This window comes from Acaryochloris marina MBIC11017 (assembly GCF_000018105.1).
Classification (GTDB): Bacteria; Cyanobacteriota; Cyanobacteriia; order Thermosynechococcales; family Thermosynechococcaceae; genus Acaryochloris; species Acaryochloris marina.
In genome coordinates this window covers 5,878,912-5,904,418 of record NC_009925.1, presented here as the reverse complement: position 1 = coordinate 5,904,418, position 25,507 = coordinate 5,878,912, and the positions used below count along the sequence as shown (strand labels likewise).

General features: G+C 46.8%; 23 protein-coding genes and 1 tRNA gene. 11 read left to right on the top strand and 13 right to left on the bottom strand.

Annotated features, from left to right (window positions below):
• Positions 1–175: 175 nt before the first annotated feature.
• From AM1_RS40005 to AM1_RS26285, 8 genes are all read right to left on the bottom strand, one after another.
• Positions 176–1,059, bottom strand: a protein-coding gene (locus tag AM1_RS40005; protein ID WP_148215834.1) for an IS630 family transposase whose coding sequence is annotated in 2 segments (ribosomal slippage) — positions 176–730 and positions 733–1,059 — 882 coding nt in all. Because the reading frame shifts where the segments join, the coding sequence is not laid out codon by codon here.
• A gap of 139 nt (positions 1,060–1,198) precedes the next feature.
• A complete protein-coding gene (locus tag AM1_RS26315; protein WP_012165980.1) occupies positions 1,199–2,230 on the bottom strand; it encodes a PulJ/GspJ family protein in 1,032 nt (343 codons plus the stop codon).
• A 23-nt stretch (positions 2,231–2,253) separates the two neighbouring features.
• Entirely contained in the window at positions 2,254–3,087 is an 834-nt protein-coding gene (locus tag AM1_RS26310) for a type II secretion system protein (RefSeq protein WP_012165979.1), read from the bottom strand.
• A gap of 557 nt (positions 3,088–3,644) precedes the next feature.
• The gene (locus AM1_RS26305; RefSeq protein WP_012165976.1) at positions 3,645–4,232 is read right to left on the bottom strand and encodes a PulJ/GspJ family protein; all 588 of its coding nucleotides are present in this window, start codon (positions 4,230–4,232) and stop codon (positions 3,645–3,647) included.
• A 2-nt stretch (positions 4,233–4,234) separates the two neighbouring features.
• Complete coding sequence (locus AM1_RS26300) at positions 4,235–5,701, bottom strand: DUF7305 domain-containing protein (RefSeq protein WP_012165975.1); 1,467 nt, start codon at positions 5,699–5,701, stop codon at positions 4,235–4,237.
• A gap of 519 nt (positions 5,702–6,220) precedes the next feature.
• A complete protein-coding gene (locus AM1_RS26295) occupies positions 6,221–6,436 on the bottom strand; it encodes a DUF2949 domain-containing protein (protein WP_012165974.1) in 216 nt (71 codons plus the stop codon).
• Between the two features lie 395 nt (positions 6,437–6,831).
• A complete protein-coding gene (locus AM1_RS26290; protein WP_012161164.1) occupies positions 6,832–8,415 on the bottom strand; it encodes an IS5-like element ISAcma17 family transposase in 1,584 nt (527 codons plus the stop codon).
• Between the two features lie 316 nt (positions 8,416–8,731).
• The gene (locus AM1_RS26285; RefSeq protein WP_041660558.1) at positions 8,732–9,049 is read right to left on the bottom strand and encodes a hypothetical protein; all 318 of its coding nucleotides are present in this window, start codon (positions 9,047–9,049) and stop codon (positions 8,732–8,734) included.
• A 1,018-nt stretch (positions 9,050–10,067) separates the two neighbouring features.
• On the opposite strand from AM1_RS26285, the gene AM1_RS26280 reads away from it, so the two are divergent.
• The 7 genes from AM1_RS26280 to AM1_RS26250 all read left to right on the top strand — a co-directional run bounded on the left by AM1_RS26280 (position 10,068) and on the right by AM1_RS26250 (position 14,965).
• Positions 10,068–10,784, top strand: a complete 717-nt coding sequence (locus tag AM1_RS26280) for a V4R domain-containing protein (RefSeq protein ID WP_012165970.1) — start codon at positions 10,068–10,070, stop codon at positions 10,782–10,784.
• Positions 10,785–11,156: 372 nt separating this feature from the next.
• A complete protein-coding gene (locus tag AM1_RS26275; protein WP_041660556.1) occupies positions 11,157–11,645 on the top strand; it encodes a globin family protein in 489 nt (162 codons plus the stop codon).
• Positions 11,646–11,664: 19 nt separating this feature from the next.
• Positions 11,665–12,342 carry a V4R domain-containing protein gene (locus AM1_RS26270; protein ID WP_012165969.1) on the top strand — a complete coding sequence of 226 codons (678 nt, stop codon included), beginning with the start codon at positions 11,665–11,667 and terminating at the stop codon, positions 12,340–12,342.
• A 60-nt stretch (positions 12,343–12,402) separates the two neighbouring features.
• Positions 12,403–12,885 (top strand): 2Fe-2S iron-sulfur cluster-binding protein, encoded by a 483-nt coding sequence (locus AM1_RS26265; RefSeq protein WP_012165968.1) that lies wholly within the window; start codon positions 12,403–12,405, stop codon positions 12,883–12,885.
• A gap of 23 nt (positions 12,886–12,908) precedes the next feature.
• Entirely contained in the window at positions 12,909–13,376 is a 468-nt protein-coding gene (locus AM1_RS26260; RefSeq protein ID WP_012165967.1) for a globin family protein, read from the top strand.
• Between the two features lie 118 nt (positions 13,377–13,494).
• Positions 13,495–14,439 carry a hypothetical protein gene (locus tag AM1_RS26255; protein ID WP_238549087.1) on the top strand — a complete coding sequence of 315 codons (945 nt, stop codon included), beginning with the start codon at positions 13,495–13,497 and terminating at the stop codon, positions 14,437–14,439.
• A 52-nt stretch (positions 14,440–14,491) separates the two neighbouring features.
• Positions 14,492–14,965, top strand: coding sequence for a 2Fe-2S iron-sulfur cluster-binding protein (locus AM1_RS26250; RefSeq protein ID WP_012165964.1), 474 nt, complete (start codon positions 14,492–14,494; stop codon positions 14,963–14,965).
• Positions 14,966–15,123: 158 nt separating this feature from the next.
• On the opposite strand, the gene AM1_RS26245 is transcribed toward AM1_RS26250, so the two are convergent.
• Positions 15,124–15,795 (bottom strand): S24 family peptidase, encoded by a 672-nt coding sequence (locus AM1_RS26245; RefSeq protein ID WP_148215833.1) that lies wholly within the window; start codon positions 15,793–15,795, stop codon positions 15,124–15,126.
• Between the two features lie 160 nt (positions 15,796–15,955).
• Here AM1_RS26245 and AM1_RS40000 point away from each other — a divergent pair, with 160 nt between their 5' ends.
• Together AM1_RS40000 and AM1_RS26235 are read left to right on the top strand one after the other, a co-directional pair.
• On the top strand, positions 15,956–18,403 hold the full coding sequence (locus AM1_RS40000) for an AAA family ATPase (protein ID WP_041660550.1): 2,448 nt from the start codon (positions 15,956–15,958) through the stop codon (positions 18,401–18,403).
• Positions 18,400–18,702, top strand: a complete 303-nt coding sequence (locus AM1_RS26235; protein WP_012165961.1) for a hypothetical protein — start codon at positions 18,400–18,402, stop codon at positions 18,700–18,702. The genes AM1_RS40000 and AM1_RS26235 overlap by 4 nt, the downstream gene beginning before the upstream one ends.
• Here AM1_RS26235 and AM1_RS26230 read toward each other — a convergent pair.
• The 4 genes from AM1_RS26230 to AM1_RS26215 form a co-directional block, all read right to left on the bottom strand.
• Entirely contained in the window at positions 18,699–19,862 is a 1,164-nt protein-coding gene (locus tag AM1_RS26230; protein WP_012165960.1) for a site-specific integrase, read from the bottom strand. The genes AM1_RS26235 and AM1_RS26230 overlap by 4 nt on opposite strands.
• A 179-nt stretch (positions 19,863–20,041) precedes the next feature.
• A tRNA-Arg gene (locus AM1_RS26225) sits at positions 20,042–20,114 on the bottom strand.
• A 76-nt stretch (positions 20,115–20,190) separates the two neighbouring features.
• Complete coding sequence (locus AM1_RS26220) at positions 20,191–21,318, bottom strand: CobW family GTP-binding protein (RefSeq protein ID WP_012165959.1); 1,128 nt, start codon at positions 21,316–21,318, stop codon at positions 20,191–20,193.
• Between the two features lie 107 nt (positions 21,319–21,425).
• Positions 21,426–22,697, bottom strand: a complete 1,272-nt coding sequence (locus tag AM1_RS26215; RefSeq protein ID WP_012165958.1) for a glycosyltransferase — start codon at positions 22,695–22,697, stop codon at positions 21,426–21,428.
• A gap of 346 nt (positions 22,698–23,043) precedes the next feature.
• Here AM1_RS26215 and hpnJ point away from each other — a divergent pair, with 346 nt between their 5' ends.
• Together hpnJ and AM1_RS26205 are read left to right on the top strand one after the other, a co-directional pair.
• Positions 23,044–24,480, top strand: coding sequence for a hopanoid biosynthesis associated radical SAM protein HpnJ (gene hpnJ, locus AM1_RS26210; protein ID WP_012165956.1), 1,437 nt, complete (start codon positions 23,044–23,046; stop codon positions 24,478–24,480).
• 139 nt (positions 24,481–24,619) lie between these two features.
• A complete protein-coding gene (locus tag AM1_RS26205; protein WP_012165955.1) occupies positions 24,620–25,489 on the top strand; it encodes a ferritin-like domain-containing protein in 870 nt (289 codons plus the stop codon).
• Positions 25,490–25,507 lie beyond the last annotated feature (18 nt).

The following is a 25,507-nucleotide window of genomic DNA, read 5'->3' as shown; positions in this document are numbered from 1 at the left end:
ATCAAACTTCAGAATGTGTGACTCCGATAATGCTGAGAGTCAAACTCAAAGTTGCTACTCCCAGATAGTTCTAGCCTAGTCATAACCCGAGTGTAATAACTCAGTAATTACGCCGAAATTACCTCCTTTTTCTATTAGTTCTAATCTAATTTTTATGTTTTTAGGTTCTATAGCATTACGGGAGCACGTTAGTACACTCTTTAAAAGCAGCATCCACACAATCACGGAAAGTGTCAAATTCATCCCACCGTTGCTTCATCCAGTTTTTGAGCACAAACCACCATCGCTCGATTTTATTGAGATCTGGAGAATAGCTCGGTAGATACCAAATCTCACAGCCTGCTTCAGCTACGATTTCTTCAATACTCAGACCATGATGAAAACTGGCATTATCAATCACGATGATATCGCCCGGTTGCAACTGGGGTATAAGACTCTGCTGTAACCACGCTTCGAATAACAACCAATTGCAAGACCCTTCAAAGGTCATGGGAGAAAATAACTGACCTTCTTTAAGCGCAGCAATGAAACTGACTCGCTCTGTCCGCTTGCCTGATTTGAGGTCATAGAATCGTTGGCCAATGGGGCCGTATCCATAGGGATAGTCCGCTCGATTATCGATACCCGCTTCATCTACATAGACGATCTGATGGGCATGTTTAGTCTTTAGTCGCTCTATAAACTCTTGGCGTTGTGTTTCATCCCGTTCTCGATAGCCATAGGTCTTTTTTTTCGACTCAATCCCAGCTTTCTCAAGGCATCACTGATATTTTGCTGGGTGACATTATCTCCCCATAGTTTGGCCATTTGGGCCTGGGTCTTCCCGCCATGCTCTTGGGCAAACTCACGAAAACGGTCCCAATCTGTGATCTTGTGGCGAGCTCCTTGTTGATAGTTGGTAATCGCCTGGCAGTCGCCTGTGGATTCCTCACGGACTATCCATAGATGCAACGTGTTACGACTGATATTGAACATCCGGCACACGTCAACTTTTCGTTCACCATTCTTGACCGCTGCAAGGGCTTTGCAGCGAAGGTCGTAACTATAGGGTGCTGGCATACTGATTTAGACGTATCTTCTATTCAATAGTACTAACACGATTTCGTAGTGCTATACAAAATCTAGCAAGATCGGATGATTTTTTGCATGTCAATATTGGATAAGGTGTTGAATGTTGAGCTAACCAAGACTGTCTGGATTAATTGATGGGATTTGCAATCTGTGTAAAACAAGCTTTGTTGCTCTCCGGGCTAGTGATCTGCCCCACCTTTGCCGTGACAGAATAGCAATGCTGATCTCCTGGAGAGCCTTGCATCTCAAATGATTGACTACTATCTGCGCCTGTTTTTATTTTGGACTTTTGTGCAGTTGTTGTAATTTCCTTCTTGACTTCAAAGGTGACCCCATTGGTGGAACCAGACCATTGCCAGTTCAAATCAACATTATTGGTTCCGGGTTGCTGAACTGCAGTGAGTACTGGGATAGGCTGGCTATTCCCTGAGCGGGAGGTTGCGGTACTGCTTAAACGGTGAATCTCAAACTCTGAGATTCGGCTGCGCATGAATAAATCCACCTGGTTACCATTCACACATGCTTGAAACCCTCCTGTTCCCATGAGTACTCCAGGGGTAGGGCAGTCGGGTGTTGTATCAACGTTCATTGCGATCGCATCCACTAAGGTATCACTCGCAACGGGATCACTACAGGGGTCGATACTGCCATCACTTCTGGGAACTCGGCCATATCTATATATCGAATTGGGCGCTAACCAATCTTGAGTACTGGGACGGATATCATACACCACCTGATCGTAGGCAGCTGGTTGAGGAGGTGGGGAACCCGCATTGGGGCCGCCTGTCGGGCAAACCTCAGGGACTTGGGTGGTGATGGGAATTTCTAAGTAAAGGACTGGGGTCGTCCAATCGGAGGCATTCAAACCTGCGCTTGTTAATAGACTCGACATGGATGAAGGGTTTGTTGCCTTCGTTAGTTGAGATTGGTTAATCCGGTGGGCCATCCGAATTTCATTGCTGATGAAATCGAATGCCCGACTTAAATCATGCCGTCTAGCCGCAATCGCTTCCGTCCGCTTGTTGGCTTGGGTTGCTGCTATAACGCCGTAACCTGCAATACTAACCACCAAACTGGTGATGATAGTGGCAATCAACAGTTCCACGAGGGTATACCCGTGATGGAGAGTCGATGTCTGATTGTCCGGCTGCTGATTCAAACCCTATTCCCCCATGTGATGTTTTATTGCTCTTCCCAGTTCTCCGCAGTGCATCGACCGGAGTCTGTAATCGAGGTCGGTTTGAGGTCTCCTTGATAGGTGCCAATACGGGTCAATCCAAGGGTGTTTGAAATAGCAATACAGCGTTTCGTCACTTGGGAATCTTGTGGGTTGTAGAAGACAATTTTGCCGGTGGGGTCCGTCGGCGTTTGTTGAGCACTGACAATAGCAAATTCGGGATTACCTAACACCCCATATTTGATGGGAATACTGGCTGAAGAAGCTGATGAGTTAGGAGGATTATCGCTTCCTTGTGTTCCCCCCTCCTTGTTGCCATTACCGTTCTTGTGATGAGCAATAATCTGGACTACCATCCCTGCTTTAGAATCGTTGACTGTATTTTCAGGAGATGCAGCCATAGCAATTTGAGAAACAGATTCTCCATCGCTCAGCCCCAGTGAGAGTTGCACATCTGAACCGATCAGAACAGGTTGCCCTTCATCCAGGGCCTCACTGGAACTCGGATCCGTCAGGTTTGTGACGATGGCCACATCAGCATCCAACGTCCGATCCCCCGATTTGAGGCAAGGACCAGTAATCTTCCCTTCTACAAAGTTGAGAGTAAGGGTACAAATTTTGTTGCCCTTGATGGCTTCTCGTTGGGTTTCATTCAGAGCAGACCGAACCTCAGCCATCGTCTGTTTCACCTTGGCCCGATTCATGGAAGCCATCAGGCTGGGTGCAGAGGCAGCGGCAGCAATACCGATAAGGCAGCAAATCACCATCTTTTCTGGGAGGGTAAATCCCGCATTTGAAGGAGAAGATCTTAGAGGAATGAGAGCATTGAAATGGAACATGGAACATCACAGCGGCAATATAAACAGGGCTCGAAAGAGGCCCTGAGAGCGATGAAGCGTCACTAAATTGATGGCAACTCTGCATTACTCAAGGAATTTGGCAAAGAAATTCTCAACCGAAAATTTCAGAACTAAGGCGCATGAAGTTGCTTCGGTAGGGGCGAAGCCATTACCCACGCAATTCTTAGCAGTGCCTATCAGAGGTTCTTCTCTAGCGAGAGAATGAGCTAGAACCAGGAATTACAAATCTTTAATGGATATAAAAAATTTCACTGGGTGGTTAATTCAAATCAACAATATTGGCCAAACCAATCAGCTCATTTGAACGCTCTCCCCTAATTCTGGCTTTGCCTGTGCGTCTTTGGCGACAGGAATAGCACTGAATTTCCACCAAAAGAGGAAAATAGATATCCGATAAATTGCATACTTATACTGAAGCCGTTGTTGGCCAAGAGGCCCTAAATTCATGCAATAATCGCAGGCTGTTGCCGATATATCTGGAATTAGACATCAAGCTTTGTTGAAGGGACAGCAATTCAGAAAATATCACCTGGGATTTAGGGACATTTGAATACGGCATGGGGAATGACCTCAGTTTCTACCGTGGCAATCGGTTTACTATCCCCTTGTTCCGTCACTTGATAGGTGACATTTAACAACCGATAGGGGTCAGAAGAACTTGCATAGTTAGCAGTACGAGTGAGGGTATAGTATTTCCCACCCAGTGTTCTAGGGCCAATGGTTGTGGAAGCTCCCCCTAATCCCGTAGCTGAGTCATTGAGAAATCCGGATGCAAACCCATCACTACTGAGGGTGGCTAGACACCGAGAGGAGTAGGGTTGCGTCGTAATCTCATATTGTGCCGCTTGATTGACAACGGTTTCTAAATCTTCCTGAATCCAACTCACGGCCTCGTCGTATTGTGTAGCAACCACCCGAAAGGCCGCTGAAGTTACCATGGCCTGCATGGTCATGGAGACAAACACAGCAGCAACAATCATCGCCACCAACACCTCGATTAAGGTAAACCCTCCACTCTTCGCAGAGAGTGATTTTAAAGAATCAACTCCTGAAGATGCTTTCGGCCGCTTCAAGTACAACCACAACCACCGATCGATATGGCTCATCGATCTCAATTGATGCATGACTACAACCTCACCCGTTGCCAACTTTTGACATAGCCAAATTTATTCGTCGGAGTGATACCAATACCACTCACGACATCAGCCAGACTGGACACATCGTTGGGCACCCGAATGCCGGATGTACTGCCATTCGTCGTGATGATGTCATCATCCTCAGCAGGCACGATTCGGGTATGGGGACTGATGTTGATGGAACTGACGACATCTTCGACCCATACCACCCCATCAAAGTTAGTATTGCCGCTACTGGGACAGCCATCACCTGAACCTTGTAGCTGGAGGTCGTTAATCTTGTTATAGACAAAAGCGGTGTCAATGCAGGATTGATCGTACAGTTCGATGGGAGGTGTTCCAGCGCCTGCATTATGAACAATAATCCTCAAATCACCCACTCGTGGAGATTCGCCATCCGTGCGGATATTTCTCAGTTGAGCATTGCCTCGTAATTCAAAGGATTCAGTGACATACAGGTAGACAGGACCATCCGTCGTGTCCACGGTAACGACATCGGTACCATCCAGTTCCAGTTCTTCGATATGGTAGGGGCTGTTGGCTGCAGTAAGAGTGGTGCTACTCTTAACTTCACCTAAACTCGTCACCGTTGCGGGTAAATCCACCGACAGTGTTTGGGTAATCTGGCATCCCACAATGTTGCCAGCAATCAAATCATTACCTGGACCATCTTGCGCTGTTGAGTAAACCGCATTGAGATAGCTCGCACGGTCGCTATCACTCGGTGCTGACTTATCCGTTAAGCTGGTGTCCGCGGACCAGGACGGATCATAGTAAAGATTGGCATGTTGACCAATAAGAGTACGTCCTCGAATAACGGCTCCCTGCATGGCCAGAACCCCTGGGAAATTCTCAATCTCTGACTGGATGACCAAGGTAGAGAGAATATGGGATATTCTCTCTCCATGTTGACCCTCAACGAGGAGTGTCCCGGTTTGATCCGTGGGATTATAACGATAGGCTTTAAGCTCATACTGGCCCCCTGAATTCATTGCTCCAGAAAGAGTGACATTCGGTGTGATTGTCGTTGCACTTGCATCACAGGGCGTTGAGCTACTGCCCGTATACCCTGTCCACTCATCCACTGTGGCAGACTCTTCATCCCCAGAATTGAGAATGCCATCAGGTCCGAGATAGGTGGTTCCGGTCTTGGGATTGATGGTGTCATAGTTTCGAGTCAAGAGAATCCGGTTATCCGTTTGAGTAAGCTGGGCTAGGGTACGAGCCATTCCTCCTTCTGATATAGCCAAACTTGCACCAGATTCTTTTCGATTCCAAGCGGTGATCCGATCACTCTGCGCCATGATCATGGAGGACATCCCCAGCAAGATCATGATGAAGCCCAACCCTAGGGCAAGGGGAAGCGCGAACCCTCGCTCCTGATGAGGTTGGCTATTCCTCATTTTGACTAAACAGTGTAATTGCTGGGCCAGCAGCTGAGCGAATGGATTACTCATGACGTTCTCTCCTGATTAGTTGACCCAGCTCGACCAAGCTATATAGGTTTGGGCAAAGACCGTTCTTTTCAAAATTGGTTAGGTGTTTCACTAACTCTCTCAAGTGGGAACTATTCATAATGAGACACACGAACTTTACGCCAACTGAAGATATTGGCCAAACAGGGGTACCCTGCTGCACTCCCTTGATCGTGGCTTTTATCCCATCCCCCTGACGACAGGGAAATTACTCAATATAATTTCTAAACAAAATATAAATTTGTCGAAACATCCGTGGTTTTGAGGAGAAATAATTTGCTGAATCAGACAAATTTTTCTGATGTTCAGCGTTGAACGGATGGGGCTTACTTTGCAATGCCTCAGATCATGAGGCGATTTTTGTTGAAAGCCTAAAAATACTAAAGCTATAGCCTAGAGAAACTAGCAATTTATGGGAATATCAGTTCTGACTACCTGATCTAAGGAAGATTCGCAGATTAAGGTCTTGACTGATCAGTGATTGGCAAGGAAGCAATTGCATCATCCCCTGCTTGTGACATCCTCTCTTTCATTCACCCACCACTCAATAGCTTTGCCAAGCTGTACGATGTCAATCAAGCCATACTGCCATAGAAGGATATGAATCGGCCCCTGTAAAGGCTGTTGAAGACGCACAGCAAGATCAATCGCTTTTTCAGAAACGCCTAAATCGCTTTGGAGGTAGTGAATCAATTGTTGTTGGGATGGGGAGCTCATCAGTATATGGGAACATCTGGCAATTGGGCTATCTAATATTTCCATAATCTAAAAAAGCGTAGCTAGGTGCCCTGAGTAATACCACCGAACTAGGACCAGCAGGAGCATTTCAATAGAACATCGCGCTTCTGCCTGAAATCCTTTCCCTGCATAACCTCCAAATAGTGATATTCATCCCCCAAGAAAACTCTTGCTTTCGGGTAACTGATGCACTGCATTGCGATGTCTCACGCATTGCCACCACCTGGAGCTATCGCTAGCCCTGCAAGATTTTTCACGAGTTTTAACATGCTATCTGTGGTCTGGAATCGTCTCAGCTAAGCAATGAAGATGCAGTCAAACGGCACATCTCTTAGTGGCGGTTATAAGGTCTTGGTGAGATGTTAACCCTTTTATTAGGGTTTGCTGAGAAAGTAAATTGAGCAAATTCCATGCATCAAATCGTACAAGCAACCCATTTGTGACGGCCAGAGCCATATCCTTTGACTGGCCCTAGCAAAGCCCCAAGGAAGTCCTGACAGCTCCATAACGCTTTCCAAAACCAGCAATCCCACCCCAAAAATGAACGATAAAAAGTGGCTGAGCCACCGCTCCAGATTCATGACCAAGAACGTGATAGCAATCGCACTGGCAGCCGTATCCGCTAACTTCGCCATCACTCGATTCAAGCCAAACCGTCGCTTGGCCTGCCCAAACTTACCCTCAATCTGGACCCTCACCTTTTCATCCTCACACGCTTGTTGCTTGAGTTGGGTCTGTACTTGTGGGTCTTGTTGAGGTCTTCCTAACGGCGGTCCACTCAAGCGAATCCCCCGAGCTTTACACCATCGTCGATTAGCCCGAGTCCGATAGATTTGGTCAGCATGGACTGAGAAAGGATAATGGCCAAAGCGACGACGAAAGGCTTCCACTTGATGTTGAAGATGCTGGGATTCATTGAACGCATCCCAACTCAAGCGCTCCAGAAACACACATCCACGCACACAACTGAGGGATAGCTTGGCTCCAAACTCAACGGGTGTTCCAGCTTTGCCTCGGACCATCGGTCGGACATGAGGCTGACTCATACTGACAATCCGGTCGTCCACTCGACGTACTGACTGTTGATACATCCATTCTTGCTGTCGAAAGACTTCATGAATCACCAGCAACAGACGGTACTGCCGCCGGGACAATTGGGATAGGGAAGCCCCCAATGTTATCAACCCATCAATATGGGCTAGATTGCGACGCACATAGCCCAACTGCTGACGAATCCCTTTACGAATCAGCTTGCGGCTCGGTTGACGTTTTTTGGCAATGGCCAGATAGGCTTTGCGGGCCTTCTGGCGGTAGGTGCGAGGTTTGCACTTGAGGGACAGCATGACTTGAGCATATAAAGCATCGAGGATGGCTTCGCTTGCTTTGCGGGCATCATTGAGCAAATCCAAGTCTGTCGGATAGCGAATATCGGCTGGTGCACAGGTCGCATCTATCAACAATTGGCCCTGGTTGGGAGGGGCAGGAGGCTCATCTTCATCATCGTCAGAGGGAGGAGATGACTCAGGGGACATCGCCACAGGAGACCCCTCGGATGCCAGCACAGAGTCCACGACTGCGTCATTGACTTGAGCTAGCAGCTCTAGATTCAACCGTTGGCGAAAGTGAACCAGCATGGAGGCATCAAACGGAGCACTCTCTCGATATTCACTAAACCCCAGAAAGTACTGCAAGTAGGGGTTCTCTCGAATCTGTTCTACGGTCTCTGCGTCGGATATACCCAGTTTCTCTTTGATGATTAAGGTCCCTAAGGCCACACGAAAGGGTTTGGCAGGTGCCCCCATGGTCTGACTGAATTGGTCTGCATATTCTGACTCAAAGCTCTCCCAAGGAATCAACTCGGCTAGTTTGACCCAGCGATTCTCTCCTGAAAGTTTCCCTCCAAAGGGCAAGTAGAAGTTCTCAAAGGACAGTTGACCGGGGGATGGACGGCGATACATCGGGTTGCAGGTGCAAGGGTTTTAAATATTTTGAATGATTTTCCTTGCACTTCTCAAGGGCCCTCAACACTTGGATACACTGCAAATATTGGAACTTAGACTTCCGAAGCAAGCCCTTATTAGATTAATGATGACTTGTGAATCTGGGAAAAATAATTTATTTCGTTTTCAAGAGCTAACGCACCGATATTTAGTCGTTCCAACAGTTGGTTTTATCTGATAGAACATATAAAAGAATCAATATCTATTATGTTGCTTCAACTCAGACCTTTTGGCCACCAACTTTGTAGTCTACATTAATGATGAATGAAATTTCTTACTGGGTCATTCGTTCTAATTTTTGGAAATCAGTTGTCTTCAGAGGTTGACCCAACTCATATAGGGAATTTTGAGTTTTGATGTATACGTGACCATCACCCGCTAAGTAACGATAGACTGTTGAGGTCATCATCTTAACCCCGTCGGGATAATTAGGATGGCCCAGGAGTCTTCCTTTGATAACAACACTCTTTCCCCTTTGTATTGCAGTCCAGGACTCAATAACAGCTATTTTCTTAGGCGTCTCGAAATGATCATCTGGAATATCAGAAGTATTCTTTTGAAAAAAAACGGATATATCAGTAACTTGCAACATTAGAACTCAGATTAATCAGGGGAACTTGCATCAGTAATATGAGGAAAGCTTTATAGATATTCCTCACTACTGATTTTATTTTGTTCTCAGAGTTAATTAAACCGTATTATCCCTGACCTTTATTTGGGGGTGAGAGTGATTTAGCTTCATCTAATGCCTATATTTGATTATTCCATCCAATGAACTATATTTTATTTTTATGCAATTATTGTAGGAATATTAGTATTTCTCCTGTGATCATACTCAGGAACACAAGCAATAAGTATGGTGATTCATCTGGATGAGATGCATTTGCCAATCTATTTTTGACAAATGTTTAGTGCAATCCGTAATTTTTTTCGTGTTTTCTACCCTGTACTGGTTTGAGGGAAACAGTGCTGTAGCCATTGACCATTGAGTTCCACTTTAAGGATTTAAGAAATTTGGGCCATATCGCCCTCGCGTCTACCGCATTTTGTGGTGAATCTATCCGTAATTTTACGGAGAAACAAGGCTAACAATTGTATCTTGAACTACTTGTATTCGATGGCTCTATATAAAAAATCTTAAAATCCTTTTGATGTGCCAGAGATATTGGATTTACTGTAATTGTCTAAATCATTGCAACAAGGAAATAAATAAGATTTCTAGATAAAAACAGGCGAATTTACAAATAAAGCGATATTCAAAGAAAAATAATGGCCAGAGAGAATGATTTTATTCTGAAATAGTCAATATTTCTTAAATACAAACATCTTACTTTCATGCTATTTTGTAAAGAAATATAAATAAGTGGAATTGCTGATTTTATCAGCTTTTATCAGAATTATCATTTAGGAATAATACTGATTGTTCGACAATCTTTGAGCTGTTTTAACTCAATGGTTAAAGCAGTAAATAAAACTGATATTTGCAGGTTGATTTGCTAAGGATAATAGCGAATGTTAGCCGCTTATCTATAATTTCTACTGTTTAGCGTTCAACCGTAATCGCAATATTTTTATTCCCGTAATATTTTCATTATAAAAGGTTATTCTCTATGGTTCTTGCACCAGCAGAATTGAGTAGTGCGCCCTCAAACTGCATTCAAAAACAATATTCTTCTAAAGAATTATTCCCTCAGAAGCTCAATCACTATCGCTTTGAGGATTTCTTTACCTTCAATCGCTCTGACGGCACGATTGAGGACTGGCATGACTCACGCAATATCTTGGCCAGTGAAGACTTCATTGTTGCGCTGATCAATGGCTTAGAACAGGAAGTGGGATCGGCTTCCTCTGTGGTGATGTATAACATCGGCCATGAATGGGGTAAGCAAGATGCGGCCTTTTTTCAGGGCTGGTTTGAACAGCAATTTCAAAAACCTGTAAGAATGGCACGTCCCTCCCTTGCATTAGAAGCATGGTGGTGGCCCTTTACAAGTCAAGGATGGGGGAATTGGGAAGTGGATCTTGAAGACCAAACCAATGGCTTCATGTTCATCAATATCTTTGATTCTGCTGTGGCTCGCACCCTTGGAGATGTCGGCAAGCCTGTTTGCCATATTTATGCGGGGTTATTTGCAGGGTTCTTTAGTCAACTCACTCAAAAGAAGTTGAGTTGCATTGAAACGCAATGCTATGCCATGGGTGAAACCTACTGCAAATTCTTACTGGGTAAGAAGAATCGAATTGACGCGGCTACCTTCTGGCAGAACGAAGGGGCAAATGCCAAGGATATCGCTACTCGTTTGCGGGATGGAGAATACTTAGCATGAGTACCTCTATATCGTGGCGATCTTTAACGGTTGGTCAGTTTCTAGGCACATGTAATTGGTCAGGTCAGCAACAAGTTTCTGGATCTGCTAACCACTCCACCCCTAGCAACCTTCAAAAATCTTGGCCGCGACAATCTGTACAAACATTTTTCAGCCAATTGAACTGGACTGGGCAGCCTACTAAGGAATCACGGGTTCACTCCAGGTCAAAGGAGTTCTCCACACGGTTATCCGTGACAGATTTCTTTCAATTCTTCGCTTGGGGAGGTCACCCCTCATCACCGTTTCTCCCATCCCAGTCAATTTGTTTCCAAATGCTGAGGGAGATGAATTAAAGCTCCATGATTTCTCTGAACTTTTTTGAGGGTAGCTATGCAATCTAAATTTGAAGATCTACTGCGGACAGCAGAGGATCATTATCTACAACCCACTGAAATGAATCAATTTAAGCAACAGGTGGGGGCCTTACAAGACCGACTCACACTCTATGAAGCCCTGCGGGATCAGGAGTTAACCATATTCCAAGTCGTGGCTCATCAACTACAAAAAGAGGCATCCAACATTCCTCAAGCGACCTTAGAACAAATGTTGACTCGTTGGATTTCGGTGCTCAGATACGCTGCCATGGCAATGCTGATGGATCAGCCCGACTATCTAGAGAATCAGCTTAAGTTCTATGCAGAAATTTTGAGGAGGGATGACCTAAATGCGATTAACCACAATATTTGTCTATTTCTCAAACAATGTTTGCGCTCCATCTTGAATGAAGAGCAACTGGTATTGCTAGAGCCCTTTATTCAACGCATAGACACCCACTTGGTGAGCATAGATAAAAACCGTGAATTAGTCGTTATGGCATAAGGGTTAGAGAAAAAATCACATGTTAGCTGCTGAGAAATTAATCAATCAACATATCCCAGGCAATTATTTTGCCCCTGAGCACTATGTCCAGGGAGATACAGAGTTAGGCCTAATTGAAAATCGGGAAGGGGCACGACTCATCGCCCTCCCTGAGACGTTTTTAAACGCATTGAATCAAAGCCTGGAGCATGAGGTGGGACCTGCTGCTGATGTGGTCTTAAAGCAATGTGGTCGTTGGTGGGGAAAGAATTTTTATCGACGGTTCACCTCAGAGGTCAGCCAATACTATGGCAAAACGCTAGCTGAAATGGAAATGGTGGAATTTCTGCAATCCCTCAAGGAGTGCTGGAAAACCTATGGTTGGGGCCTTATCGATTTTGATTTTGGAGCTTATTCACAGGGGTTCTTAGTCGTTAAGACCCAATATTCTGCTTTTGCCAAAACGAGGAATGTGCAAGACCGTCCCTCATGCCTTATTGAAGTGGGGCTACTGAGTGCCTTTTTCAGCCAACTGACCGGTCGAGAGTTGGACGGTGTGCAAACATCCTGCGAGTCGATGCAGGCTGAATGGAACTATTTCATTCTGGGATTGCCGGAACGAGTCAAAGTGGCACAAGCCTGGTTAGCGGAAGCACAAGACCATGACACCATTCTGGCTCGGTTGTGTACCGCTCAACCTGGAACTGTAGCTTCTTAGACGTTATCCAGACCAGAGGATGTCAATACTGATGAAACATCAATCTCGGAGTATGGAGCAATGGCGAAGATAGTTAGGCTAGACCCCCTCGGTCAAGAAACCAGTGTCACCACCAACGATCATGTGCTCTCAGCCTTACTTAAAAATGAGCTGACAGTTCTGCAAGAATGCGGGGGGCGGGGCATGTGTGCAACCTGCCATATCTTCATCACGGAAGGGATGGAGCAGTTGTCGCCCATTAGCCGTCGTGAACAGCGAACGCTGGGGGCAATTACCACCAGTACCATAACTTCTCGACTAGCTTGCCAATGTCGAGTTCTGGGCAATGGGGTCGTGGTTGAGGTTCCTGCGGGGATGTATCTGGGCGATATGAATGAGATTGAGAGCTTAGTCGGCCGACGAGCAGACGAAAACATCCTTCACCCACTGGATGGTCGCATCTTAGTCGAAAAAGGGAAATTAATTACCCGCTCCATGATTAGCCAATTGGAGGTGACTCGTAGTGATGTGGTCACCCATTTAGCCCATTCAAAACTTGTTTAATCCAGATCAATATTGGGGGAATTATGTTGTCACAACTAAAGCGCATTAGCCTTGAGGCCGATGGACGGTATGCCACTGATGCCGAGTTAGCTTGCGTAAAGTCTTATCTTCAAGACGTTGGCCAGCGCATCAGTGGCTATGAAAAGATTCGGGATGCTGAAGACGCCATTATGGACGACTCTGAGGTTCAACTAACGGATATTGAACCGCAAGTGTTTTGTAAAGGCCCCAAAGACTACTCAGAAACCTGTCGTCGGGATCGGAAAAATACCTTGCGGTATGCCGCAACCGCCATGCTCTTTAATGACCTGGATCGACTCAGGGATGGACTTCTCCTGTGGCAGCGCACTATTGTTCGAGCCGTCAAGGATGAACAGGCCTCTACATTAACTTGGAGGGAGATGCCAGAGGTTTTAAGAGGGCATCTTTCCGCTGAAGAAACAGATTTGATGATGCCAGCACTTCATCTAAATCAGGCTTTATTAAGCTAATTCGTAATCAAATTTTTATCAAATAATTTTTAAGGGTATCTCAATTATGCAGTCGCCAAAAGAAACGAACGGAAGAACAAAAACATCTCACTGGCTTGATCTTGCGGAAACTCTAGCTGTGGTGTCCTCCATTGGGGGAACCGTTGCTGCTGTAGTGTCACAGCAAATTGCAATGGTTATGATTCCCCTATCGCTGACTGCGACCATCAACTTGGCTAACCGTCGTCGTCAAACGGGGAAGATGCTGGAACAACAGCGGGTTGAAGTATCCCTTTTGATTCAACAAAACACTGACTCCATGAGAAATGAGCTGTCTGAGGCTCAGCAGAATAATGAACAACTTCAATTGAAGTTAGACGAATTACATGAGCAAGATACCCAAGCCTCAGAGGCTCTTCAAGGGTTGACCACTCGTACTACACAAATGGGAGAGGAAATTAGCAGTCTCAACCAACTTCAAGATCAAAATCATTCATCGCTAGCTGCGTTGAGCGAGCAACAACGCTCAGCAGTCACTCAGTTCGACGACCTGTCCTCCAAAATGGAAGATCTTCATAATGCAATCGCACTCCTTCAATCAACGACATTGGATCTGAGTAATCAAGTTGAGACTCAACAGAATCAATCCCAACTCATAGCAGCCCAAACGAAGGGTGTTCAAGAACTCCTGGAAACTCTACGTGCAATTGATACACTTACCCAGGCCATTTCTGACGAGCCAAACGTTGCAGAAAGTTTCTATCAGCGCGGGGTAATTCGAAAACGCCTGCAACGCAATGAAGACCAAGAAACGGTGATGAACGATTTTTCAAGGGCGATCCAACTGAAACCCTCTTATGCGGAGGCCTATTTTGAACGAGGGATCATGGCATCTGAGTTAGGTCAAAAACAACGTGCCGTTGATGACTTGCATGTTGCAGCAAAGCTCTTTTTTGAGGCAGGTCAGCTTGACCAGTATGAGAAAGCTCGTGAAGTCAGCTTGAATCTTCATGACCTTGTCTCTGAGACCATGAGCAACGAAGAATCTGACGACCCCATGTTAGTTGAAAATCTCTTCGGCTAAGCCAAGATTAAGTCGTTCCTGTCTGCATAAATCGCCTACACGTTCATCCATCATGCCTAAACAAATTCAGTTGGAGCCCATCGATCATGAGGTTTCCGTCAAAACCAATGAAAACTTGCTGTCCATGTTGCTCCAGCAGGAATTAAATGTTAATTGGAGTTGTGGTGGTCGGGGGCGTTGTAGTACCTGTCATGTGTATATCCAGTCTGGTACGGAGAGCTTGTCACCTAAAAGTAAGAGAGAGCTAAAAACCCTAGAGCTGCTCTCAAATTGCCAGGATAATTCTCGCTTGGCCTGCCAAGCCAGAGTTCTTGGAGAAGGTGTTGTCGTAGAGCTGCCTGCGGGTATGTATCTCAGTGAGATTGAAGATCTCGATGCTCTGATAGGTAAAAGGGTACAACAACCAATTCTCCATCCACTCAATGGCACCGTACTAGTTGAAGGAGGGTTGATGATTACCCGCTCTATCGTCAGCCAATTGGAAGAAGCGCTCGTTCAGATTGACCAACTTCTAGCTAGAAGCTGAATTATCCTGATTCGCCATTTCCATCGCTTTAGCTAGTTTTGCTATCCGGTGATGAGCATTAAAGTTGGCGGGCTATAGCTTCCAAGTGTTCACCAAACAGTGTGTCTGGATTTTCAAGAGCGGAGTAGTCATCAAAACCCTGCATCAATTACCAAAGCTCAAAACCGCTTCCCGCCCCAAATCACTCGGCCAATAATCTGAAACTCCTCCGTCAACTGAGATAAATCCACCTCAATCGGCTGATAGATAGGGTTATCACTAATAATCTTCAAAACTTTCCCTGATAACCAATGCAGACGTTTAATCTGCAAATGCCCATCCCGACGCAACACATAAACCCCATCCGTCCCCCCTTCCGCTTGATGCTGATCCACCAGCACCACATCCCCAGGTCGCAGAGTTGGTTCCATCGAATCTCCACTGACATGAATCAAACTCAAATGAGCTGGGCTAGTACGTAATTCACTACGAATCCAGGATCGACTAAACGCCATCAGTTCCTCGATCTGCTCCTTGTCCTCCGCAATCATGCCTTCCCCAGCCCCCGCTCGAACATCATAGAGAGGGATTTGGACATAAGTGCCATCACCAATCCCCCCATCCGCCCGCCGAATAGGTCCCCGACCGAGTACCAGCCATTCGATATTGACCTCAAGCTTTTCAGCCAATAGCTCCAGATAGTTTCGAGCGGGTTCCGTTCCCGCCATCCATTTTCGGATCGTTCGGTCATTCACGCCGACCACTTTGGCGAGATGAGTGGCATTTTTATACTCATCCACCAAGATGGCCATTCGACCCGTAAAACTATCTGCATTAAAGACCTTACGCATGGGGATATCCACCACTGACTCATGCCAAGAATTATATGACTATTCTGCATGAATATCCTTTTTTGAAATAGTACATATATACTGTTTAAAGAAATTAGCTTTCTGCAGGTGTCTTATCCATGGAACTGCCTAGCAGATAGGTTTTGCGTTGGGCATTTATATGTTTGAGATTCAAGACTTTATCAATTTCAACGCTAGCGGACGAGCGTACTGTCCTAGCTGCAGTCGTAAAAAGGGCCGTCGTCCATCCCAGAAAAGCTTGGCTCTGTTAGACAGTGGAGCGTACAAGTGTCATGCAGGCTGTACCCCTGAAGAAATCCGCGACAGCCTAGGCATAGAGAAAACCTCATCCTTGGACTTGGCGAATCAAAATTCACCGTTGATCTATACCCCTGATCAACTGCAGACGACTACCGATTGGCTGCTGAATGGCAATGACGGTAAACGAGGACAAGCGCAACAGTGGTTGAAAAATCGAGGGATTACCCCTGAGCTAATTCAACACTATCGTTTAGGTTTAGTGACTCATCATGGTCGAGCCGGAATTGTCATTCCTATTCCTGCAGATGATCAAGATACTCGTTACTATCGAAAGTTCAGAATTGAACCTTGGAGTTATAGACCTACCTGGTCTCAGAAAGGGCTGCCTGCAATGGTCTACTTTACCCATAAGCCCAAGGCAGCTAAGCAGACCTATCTATGTGAGGGGGAATGGGATGCGATCTTGCTGGGTTGGGCGATGCGAGACGATACAAAGATTGCGATCTCAACCTTCACCTGTGGCTGTAATGTCATTCCGCCAACTGAGCAGCTGCAACGCCTACCCGGCCCAGTCACGATCTTCTATGACCTGGATCCACCAGGACAAAAGGGGGCTGAAAAGCTGGCCCTGCAGTTGGGACATAGAGCTAAGATTGCTCAAGTGCCTTTTAACCAGACCCCCATTCCTAAGGGATGGGATATCAGCGATGCTCTGAATGCGGATTGTAGTTTGAGCCAAATTAAGGCTGCTGCACGACAGGCCACTCGGCCCAATCATAAGACTCATGATACCCGGCTCAACTATGAGCAGTGTCTGGAAAAGATTGACGAAATCCTTCAGATTGAAGATACCGCTCGCCAACTGTGGGAGTTGAATCGGTTAGCAAAACGGGCTGAACTCTCAACTGCTCAACTTCGCAAAATCCACCAGACGCGCTTGGAATGTGCTCGTCCCTTTGCACCAATGGACGTTGTTGATTTCCTCGCTCGTGCTCCTGAAAGTCGAGAGTGGATTATTGCGGGCAAGATTCCCAAGGCCAGCACCATTGCCTTGATTGCGGATGGAGGCACAGGCAAAAGTCGGCTGAGTTATGATTTGGCCTATGCTGTGGCTTCTGGCCAATCTTGGAATGGTTTTCGGACCACTCAGGGCAAGGTTCTGATTATCCAAACCGATGAGCCGGATGTAGATTTCTCGGATTCATTACGGGATGCCAATTATGAGCAGTTTCAGCCGGGGATGGTGCAGGTGGAGACGGAATGGCAGTTTTCCCAACTGCCCCAGCTCACCCGCTGGATTGAGCAAGAACAACCCACTCTCGTGATTATCGATTCCTTTACGGCTGCTAATCGGGCAAGTGAGCTAGCGGAGAAGGATACCAACTATGGGGCTTGTATTTATGACTTGCGGAATATCGCCAATACCTATGGCTGTACATTCTTGATTCTTCATCACACAAACAAGCTGGGGGAGAGTCGAGGGACCACGGCCATTCCCGATAATGTCAGCGAAGTTTGGTACCTCCGTCATCCCAAGCCAGAGGATAACCTGCCGGAAGACCAACGCATCTGGAGTATCAATAAATCTCGGAGTCGCTGTTCTGGCAAGTTTGTGATCAGCTATGACCCGGATGATTGTGTGATTGTTTACCACGGTGACTTCAAATGCACTCCTCAAGGGCAAGGCGGTCTTGAGGGGAGATTATTAGACCATTTCCAGCACGCTCCAGGCATTGCATTTGAGATTGCTGAATTGGCCCTTCAGTTTAGCTGTAGTGAATCTCATATGCGCAGACTGGTCAAGCGGCTATGGCGACAGGGACATATTACGGAAGGGATCCGAGAGGTTGATGCCAATAATGGTCGCGGTGGCAAATCTCGCAAAAAAATATTCACGTATCCCGAATCAGATGATCAGGTGACTGAAACCCAAGCTAGGCAAGGGCTGGTATCAGATGATCCTAAATCAACCTCTTCGGATCAGGTGACTACAACAACGATATATCACGGATCTTTGTCGTCTGATCACCCCATTGCTCAGACACGCGATTCTAATGGGCGTGAACTTGCTGTTCAAGGTGAGCAAGTCCCGAAAAGCCACTCAGAGCAAGGGTCGGTGTCTCTTGATCATCACCATCAGCGAACTGGTGTGAGTCCTCCTGCACCAGATCTAAAGGAAGGCGATTGGGTGGAATTATTAACGGGATATTTTACGGGTCGCCAGGTGCAGGTGGTGGGATTTCCCCGTAAAAAGCCTGGATGGGTAGAAGTTAAGGGTAAAGCTTGGCTGATCACGAAGGAATATGAGCGCCAGGATGTACGACTGATTCGGAGGGCAACACCATGAAATCTCCAGCCAATTCACAACCCGCTGTTTGGTGCAACAAGCATGAGGCCGCTAAGATTGTCGGTCTTTCTGAATCCAGCTTGAAAAAGCTGCGGCTTTCCAATCAACTGATTGAGGGGATTCACTGGGTTCGCTATTCAAGCCGCTGTGTCCGCTATAACGTCGAGCTGATGAAAGACTGGGCCGCAACGCGGATGGATAAAGGCACCCATAACCAGGCGATTGAGAACTTTTTGGGGGCATTGCCCTCCAATCAGCCACCCCCTCGAAGGCGAAGAAAGAAAAAGCGCTCCCCTTAAAATTCAGGCACCACAAGTTCTCGCTTTGTTCCGGCATAGTGCTTGTAAATGATTTCGGGAGAGTTACCCACTAATCCAGCGACATCCTTGGCATCCAAACCATTCTCTAGGGCCAAGGTAATAAAGGTATGACGGGTTTGGTAAGGCTTACGGTAGCGAATCTCTTTCAGGTTTCCCAGAATGGTTTTCCAGGCCCGATTTCGAAAATTATGAAAGTCAATTAGCTTGCCACCTGGGCTAGGAAAAACTAGAAGTTCAGGTTCACAGTCCGAGGGTTGGTGAGTGATCAGTAGGTCTCGTAAGGAAGTGTTGCAAGGGAATTGACGACGCTCTTGCGTTTTTAAACCCTTGCGCATTTTTAGGCCATATTCCGTATCTATGGCTGACTGCTCAAAAATAATCAGCTGGAAGTCAGGTGCGATATGTTTCCACTGCAAGGCAATGGCTTCGGACGGTCGGCAGCCCGTTTTAAATAGGAAGCTGACAAAGGGACCGTAGTGGCCATAATACTGATTCGCAGTAAAAGCCTGAATGATTTGATTACGCTCCTGCTGGGTAAAGGGATCGATCTGTTGCTTTTTCCCATTTTTGGGAAGCTTGAGTTCCTTCGCCATACCGCTAAAGGGATTGACCTCAATTAGATTGCTTTTGGTGGCCCAGTCACAACAAGACGACAGCTGAGTGATTAAGCGCTTGGCCGCATTAGCAGGTTTATGGGCCACAACCCAATCTCGAATTTGGACGGCATCCTCTAGCGATCGCGTCGGTAATTGGTTATTAATCACCCGTTCAGCAGTCCCTAGCTCTTTTGCTAGATAGTTTGGCGATACGCTAGGGCGTTTGAACTCAACATACTGTTCCCACAGATGATCAAGGCTGGGCAGGTTGGGTGGTGTTGGGGTAATTGGGGTAATAGAGCTTCGGGTAAATTGAGGCTTGTACTTCTCAAGGGTTTGATCAAAGTTGTCCGAAACGATGTCCAACTCAATTGCTCTGACCTTCATTTCCGCCAGTTTGCGATGGGTCTGGGAGTCCGATAAGCCCAAACTGAGGTAATGTCGCTTGCCACCGCAAGAAAAGACAAGCTGCAGTCGATTATTCGAAACTTTGATTTTAACGGAACCCTTGCTGGCTTTAGCTTTAGGCGTTTGAGTGTCCATCAAATCTTACTTGGGGTAAAAGCTCTTATGCTCGGCTTATTTTTACCCCAATTTTTACCCCAACCATACCCAACTAGGCCTAATTATAGTACATATGTTCTTTATTTATAAGCTAAAAAAGGGACTCCTGAAATCTAGGAATCCCTGAAAGGGTATATATTTCGAGCTTTTTTCAAAAGCGAGCATGGAGGGATTCGAACCCCCGACCCTCAGAACCGGAATCTGATGCTCTATCCACTGAGCTACATGCCCTTATTGGGGTAGATAATTAATCTACCTCGCAAGTATAGCGTTTATGGGTTGAAGCCATAAACGCCAGAATCATTTCTTAGCCAAATCCTTTGCTGCTATTGGTGGAATTGGTGGTTAAGCAGTTTTCGATTTGCGATCGCAACTGATCATGATCCAAATCTTGCCCAATTAACACCAGCTGATTCTTGGGCTCGCCTCTCCAGTCCTCATCATCTAAGGAAAAGCGCTTACCACTTAAATGAAAGACATGACGCTTCTCGCTTTCATCAAACCACAGAATCCCTTTGGCTCGGAAGACGTTGAGGGGAAGCTGTTCATCCAAGAACTTTTGAAACTTGCGAACTGAAAAGGGGCGATCGCTTTGAAAAGAGAGGGATGTAAACCCATCGTTATCTAAATGATGGGAGTGATGATGGTCGTGATCATGCTCGCAATGGCCATGGTCATGGTCGCAATTGCTGTGGTCGTGATGGTCGTGGCCATGATCGTGATCATGATGGTCGTGATCGTGGCTATGGTCATGGCTGTGGCCGTGGCCGTGCTCATCAAAATACTTATCGGATTCAAATAGCCCGACACTCAAAATCAACGGTAGGGAAACCTGGCTTTTAGTGGTCCTGATGATCCGAGCACCTTCACGCATTTCCCGGACCCGCACTTCTAGCAGATCCAGATTCGCTTCATCCACTAGATCAGCTTTGTTAAGCAAGATAATATCGCCATAGGCAATCTGGCTTTGAGCGGCTTCACTATTGAACAGATCCAAACTGAAATTCTCAGAATCGACCACCGTTACAATTGAATCTAAGCGAGTCACATCTCGTAAATCGGTGCCTAGGAAGGTCAAAGCGACTGGTAAAGGATCGGCTAATCCTGTAGTTTCCACCACCAGATAATCAATCTTTTCAGACCGCTCCAGAACCTTATAAACCGCATCTACTAAATCATTATTTATAGTGCAGCAGATACAGCCATTGCTCAGCTCCACCATGTCATCACCCGTGGTGATCAGGAGATCATTATCAATGCCAATTTCACCAAACTCATTGACCAGAACAGCCGTTCTTAAACCTTCCTGATTGGAGAGAATGTGGTTTAAAAGGGTTGTTTTTCCACTGCCCAAAAAGCCCGTGATAATGGTGACGGGTAACCCACGCTTGTTAGCCGTCATGGTCTGAGTGGATTCGGGAGTTGTTGTGGTCATAGTCTTGCTCAGAGATGCAGCCGCTGAAGAACAAATATAAAGAGTGTAGTCCCCACCTCTACATACTAAAGGATGGCACTCGGGGGAAGTCCTAATTTTTTCTAAATCTAAGGTCGTTTGGTGACTCGGTCTGGAATCGAAGCCACTGCCTGCCAAACGGGCAGCAAGTCGTTTTGCAACACTTCTAGCCAAGTAGGCCAATGCTGATCAATATGGGCGAGAGTGGCTTGTTTCATCTGGGCAAGCTGATCGGGGTCGTGATACAGGGTTGCGATCGCACCCGCCCAAGTCTCGGGCAAATCGTCTTCAATCACAACGCCATCTTCCCCAGAGGCTTGTACCGACTGGTAAGCGCCGCCATGACTAGAAATAATAACAGGTAATCCAGACGCTTTCGCTTCCACAATCACATTGCCGATGGTCTCTGTTTGGGAGGGAAACACAAACAGATCGGCACTGGCAAAGATGGGACCCAGCTGATCGTGGTTAATCGTGCCTGTTAAGGTCACATGGTCTCCAAGGATAGCCTGCACTTCTTGATCGCTACTGCCTTGACCGACAACGAGGGCATGAACGGGCAGGCCCTGATCTAGCAGAACCTTCACGGCTTGGGCAAAGGTAAGGATATTTTTGCAGGCATCTAAGCGCCCCACAAATAACAGCAGAAACTTTCCAGGAGGGATGTTGTAGGTTTGTTCCAACCAAGACCGATCGCGATGTTGAGGATGAAACAATTCCTTATCAATGCCCCGTCGGAGATGGGAAATGTGTGACTTGGGTAAAACAGTATTGACCACCCCAAAGTCAGAAGGCTGAGCGGTCAGCACATGGGCACAGGATTGCCAGTAACGCTTTTGGCGGGCCACCATCAACTGCTTATACCGTCGTGGAATTTGCAGCTGTTGGGAAAGCAGTTGATTCAACCATCCCTGACCAAAGAGTTTTTCCAGGGCCTGCTCCGTATAGATTCGGGAATATTCTGGCGTATCCGTATGAATTGAAGCAATCAGGGGTTTGCCTTGTTGCTGACAATACCGTTTGGCCGTCTTCCCAAATGTGAACTGAGGATGGGTGATATGGACAATATCCAGCTTTTCCAAATAGGGAATCAGAGAAGGATTCGAGGGGGCAATATCCGTATGTCCAGGAACATCTTTCAGGAAGGTCAGACGTTCAGTACTAAACCGGGGTGGATGCAAAATGTAGCGAACATTGGGAGCGAGTTCGATAACCTGTTCTTGATCCCCTAAAAAATGCAGACTTAGTGTTAGCTCTTCCGGTAATGTGGCTGCGGCTTTGGCAAAGGATTCCCAGCATTTGACATGCCCGCCTGCGGCTTGGTGCCATCTTAAATCTATAAACACCCCAACCGAAACCATATCTCATCCTTTAACTGATCGTGATCACAGAATATCGAGCGGTGGTCCCCAATAATAGCGATTTGAAGAAACGATTTGTTCCGCTGGTTGAATCAGACGGTTTAAAACCCATCCAGAATGCAATTTAAAACTAACGTTTGGCGTTTCAAGGAGCAGAACTGCCATAATATCTATCCCGACTGGATAAATCAACTGCAACCGAGACAGAACCCACGGCCATGCAAGGCCAGTTTTTGATAGGCTATGGTTGCTTCAGTGTTCTGGGCGTTTGAGGGATGGTCCTCAATTGATGTTTCTAAAGCTAGAAACTTTGCTGTGACTGCATCTTTAAGTGAGGAGTGAAACTGTGCAGAAAACCTTATTTTTGAGTCCCCCCTCTTTTGATGGATTTGATGGGGGTGCTGGTGCCCGGTATCAGGCCAAACGAGAAATTACCTCCTTTTGGTATCCCACCTGGCTGGCCCAACCTGCAGCCTTAGTGCCAGGAAGTAAGCTGATTGATGCCCCTCCCCATGAACAAACCGTCGAAGATGTGCTTAAGGTCGCCAAGGATTATGACTTGGTGATTATGCACACCAGCACGCCTTCCCTTGCCAATGATGTCAAATGTGCGGAAGCGATTAAGGCCCAAAAGCCTGGTACTCGGGTTGGCTTTATTGGTGCCCACGTTGCCGTTTTGCCGGAAGAAACCCTGCGGGATAACCCCATTATTGATTTTGTCTGTCGCAACGAATTTGACTATACCTGCAAAGATGTGGCCGAAGGTCTGCCTCTATCAGAAATCAAGGGGCTTAGCTATCGCGACGCAGATAATCAAATTCAACACAATCCCGAGCGGGACCTGATCCACGACTGGGATGCCATGCCGAGCGTCCTGCCCGTTTATGCTCGCGATTTGGATATCAAAAAGTATTTCATCGGCTATCTTCTCCATCCCTATATTTCCTTTTACACGGGGCGTGGCTGTCCGGCTAAGTGCTCCTTCTGTTTGTGGCCCCAAACCATTGGTGGCCATAATTACCGCGCTAAAAGCCCCGAAGCCGTGGGCAAAGAAATGGAGCAGGCCAAGTACCTGTTTGGCGATACGGTGCGGGAATATATGTTTGATGACGATACGTTTACGATTGATAAACCTCGTGCGATCGCAATTAGTGAACATCTCAAACGCCTCAAACTCACCTGGAGCTGTAACGCCCGGGCCAATCTAGACTACGACACCCTCAAGCAGTTGCGAGATAACGGCCTCCGGCTATTGTTAGTGGGGTTTGAGTCTGGCAATCAGCAAATTCTGGACGGCATCAATAAGGGCATCAAACTGGAAGTGGCTCGGAAGTTTATGGCCAACTGTCGCAAACTCGGTATCACCGTCCACGGCACCTTTATTATTGGCCTTCCCAACGAAAGCCAGGAAACCATCGAAGAAACAATTCGGTTTGCCTGTGAGGTGAACCCCCATACCATTCAGGTATCGATTGCGGCCCCTTATCCCGGCACAGCCCTTTACGCCCAGGCTAAAGAGAATAACTGGTTTAGCGATACCTCTCTGTTAGCAGATTCCGGGATTCAAACCTCAACCTTGGCCTATCCCAATCTTTCGAGTGCCGCGATTGAGGATGCTGTAGAGCGCATGTATCGTCGGTTCTACTTCCGACCTCAAGCGATTATTCCGATTGTGGGTGAAATGCTAGGAGACCCGCAAATGTTGGTCCGCCGTTTACGGGAAGGGCGGGAGTTCTTTGCCTATTTGAAAGAGCGACAAACCGGCGCAGCAGCCAAAGCGTAAGGTTGCCCCCGGAGGATTCAGTGACCTTCTCGACAGGACTCCCCTCCCGCCCTGGAGGGGAAAGTTAGGGATTTTGGAAACCATTAAATACACCGTCAGTTAGGGAACCATCTAATACAAATTGAAATCATTGGGGGTTATGCAAGTGATGATGAAATTAGGTAGCAGAGAACATAAGCAACTGTTCTGTCGCAGCTTTCTGGACACCTATTTAGACTATGAACCTGAGAATTTACCCTGGCCAAACCTCGATCCAGTCTCCCTGGAACGATTGCGGAGAATTCCCTTCTGGCGGGAAGCACTGCTAACAGAGAGTGAAGCCGGAGTGATGGTCAGTGCTTTTGCCGAAACCATTACGGACCCCCTGATTAAAGAAGCCGTAGCGCTCCAAGGTCGAGAAGAGCATCGCCATGCCCGTTTATTGCGGCATCTGATCGAACGCTACGACATTGAAGTGTCACCCCTACCCGAGATTACCGTTCCTGATCAGATAGAAACGGCCTTTACGGATTTTGGTTTTGGCGAATGCCTGGATTCTTACTTTGCCTTTGGCATGTTTGATCTAGCCCGCCAAGCCCAGTACATGCCGGAAAGCGTATTTAAGATTTTTGACCCGATTTTGGATGAAGAAGCCCGCCATATTGTCTTCTTCGTCAATTGGGTAACCTACCTGCACATTCAGCAGGGGTGGAACGTGGAAGGGCTCCGCAGTTTCCGGGCTCTATGGCATTATGGCAAGGCTTTAAAGACTTTAATTCAAGCCTTTGGCGGCAGTGCGGATCAGCAGGAAGGCAAGCCCTTTACAGCTTCTGAAGCTGGGCATTTTATGGACGATTTAACGGCCAACCAGTTTTTTAAGACTTGTTTGGATGCCAATCAACAACGCATGCAACGGTTTGACGAGCAATTGCTTCAGCCCCTATTGATGCCTCGCTTATCCAAGCTGGCTTTGACCTGCCTGCGTCTCTGGCCCAGTCGCAATCCAGTTCCATCGGTCCAGGGAGGCTAAGATGCCCTATTTGATCAG

Excerpts from the sequence above, each read along its gene's own strand:
- AM1_RS26310 (WP_012165979.1), bottom strand. The coding sequence starts at position 3,087 with ATGTTCCATTTCAATGCTCTCATTCCTCTAAGATCTTCTCCTTCAAAT.
- AM1_RS26305 (WP_012165976.1), bottom strand. The coding sequence starts at position 4,232 with ATGCATCAATTGAGATCGATGAGCCATATCGATCGGTGGTTGTGGTTG.
- AM1_RS26300 (WP_012165975.1), bottom strand. The coding sequence starts at position 5,701 with ATGAGTAATCCATTCGCTCAGCTGCTGGCCCAGCAATTACACTGTTTA.
- AM1_RS26295 (WP_012165974.1), bottom strand. The coding sequence starts at position 6,436 with ATGAGCTCCCCATCCCAACAACAATTGATTCACTACCTCCAAAGCGAT.
- AM1_RS26290 (WP_012161164.1), bottom strand. The coding sequence starts at position 8,415 with ATGTATCGCCGTCCATCCCCCGGTCAACTGTCCTTTGAGAACTTCTAC.
- AM1_RS26285 (WP_041660558.1), bottom strand. The coding sequence starts at position 9,049 with ATGTTGCAAGTTACTGATATATCCGTTTTTTTTCAAAAGAATACTTCT.
- AM1_RS26280 (WP_012165970.1), top strand. The coding sequence starts at position 10,068 with ATGGTTCTTGCACCAGCAGAATTGAGTAGTGCGCCCTCAAACTGCATT.
- AM1_RS26275 (WP_041660556.1), top strand. The coding sequence starts at position 11,157 with ATGCAATCTAAATTTGAAGATCTACTGCGGACAGCAGAGGATCATTAT.
- AM1_RS26270 (WP_012165969.1), top strand. The coding sequence starts at position 11,665 with ATGTTAGCTGCTGAGAAATTAATCAATCAACATATCCCAGGCAATTAT.
- AM1_RS26265 (WP_012165968.1), top strand. The coding sequence starts at position 12,403 with ATGGCGAAGATAGTTAGGCTAGACCCCCTCGGTCAAGAAACCAGTGTC.
- AM1_RS26260 (WP_012165967.1), top strand. The coding sequence starts at position 12,909 with ATGTTGTCACAACTAAAGCGCATTAGCCTTGAGGCCGATGGACGGTAT.
- AM1_RS26250 (WP_012165964.1), top strand. The coding sequence starts at position 14,492 with ATGCCTAAACAAATTCAGTTGGAGCCCATCGATCATGAGGTTTCCGTC.
- AM1_RS26245 (WP_148215833.1), bottom strand. The coding sequence starts at position 15,795 with ATGCGTAAGGTCTTTAATGCAGATAGTTTTACGGGTCGAATGGCCATC.
- AM1_RS40000 (WP_041660550.1), top strand. The coding sequence starts at position 15,956 with ATGTTTGAGATTCAAGACTTTATCAATTTCAACGCTAGCGGACGAGCG.
- AM1_RS26235 (WP_012165961.1), top strand. The coding sequence starts at position 18,400 with ATGAAATCTCCAGCCAATTCACAACCCGCTGTTTGGTGCAACAAGCAT.
- AM1_RS26230 (WP_012165960.1), bottom strand. The coding sequence starts at position 19,862 with ATGGACACTCAAACGCCTAAAGCTAAAGCCAGCAAGGGTTCCGTTAAA.
- AM1_RS26220 (WP_012165959.1), bottom strand. The coding sequence starts at position 21,318 with ATGACCACAACAACTCCCGAATCCACTCAGACCATGACGGCTAACAAG.
- AM1_RS26215 (WP_012165958.1), bottom strand. The coding sequence starts at position 22,697 with ATGGTTTCGGTTGGGGTGTTTATAGATTTAAGATGGCACCAAGCCGCA.
- AM1_RS26205 (WP_012165955.1), top strand. The coding sequence starts at position 24,620 with ATGCAAGTGATGATGAAATTAGGTAGCAGAGAACATAAGCAACTGTTC.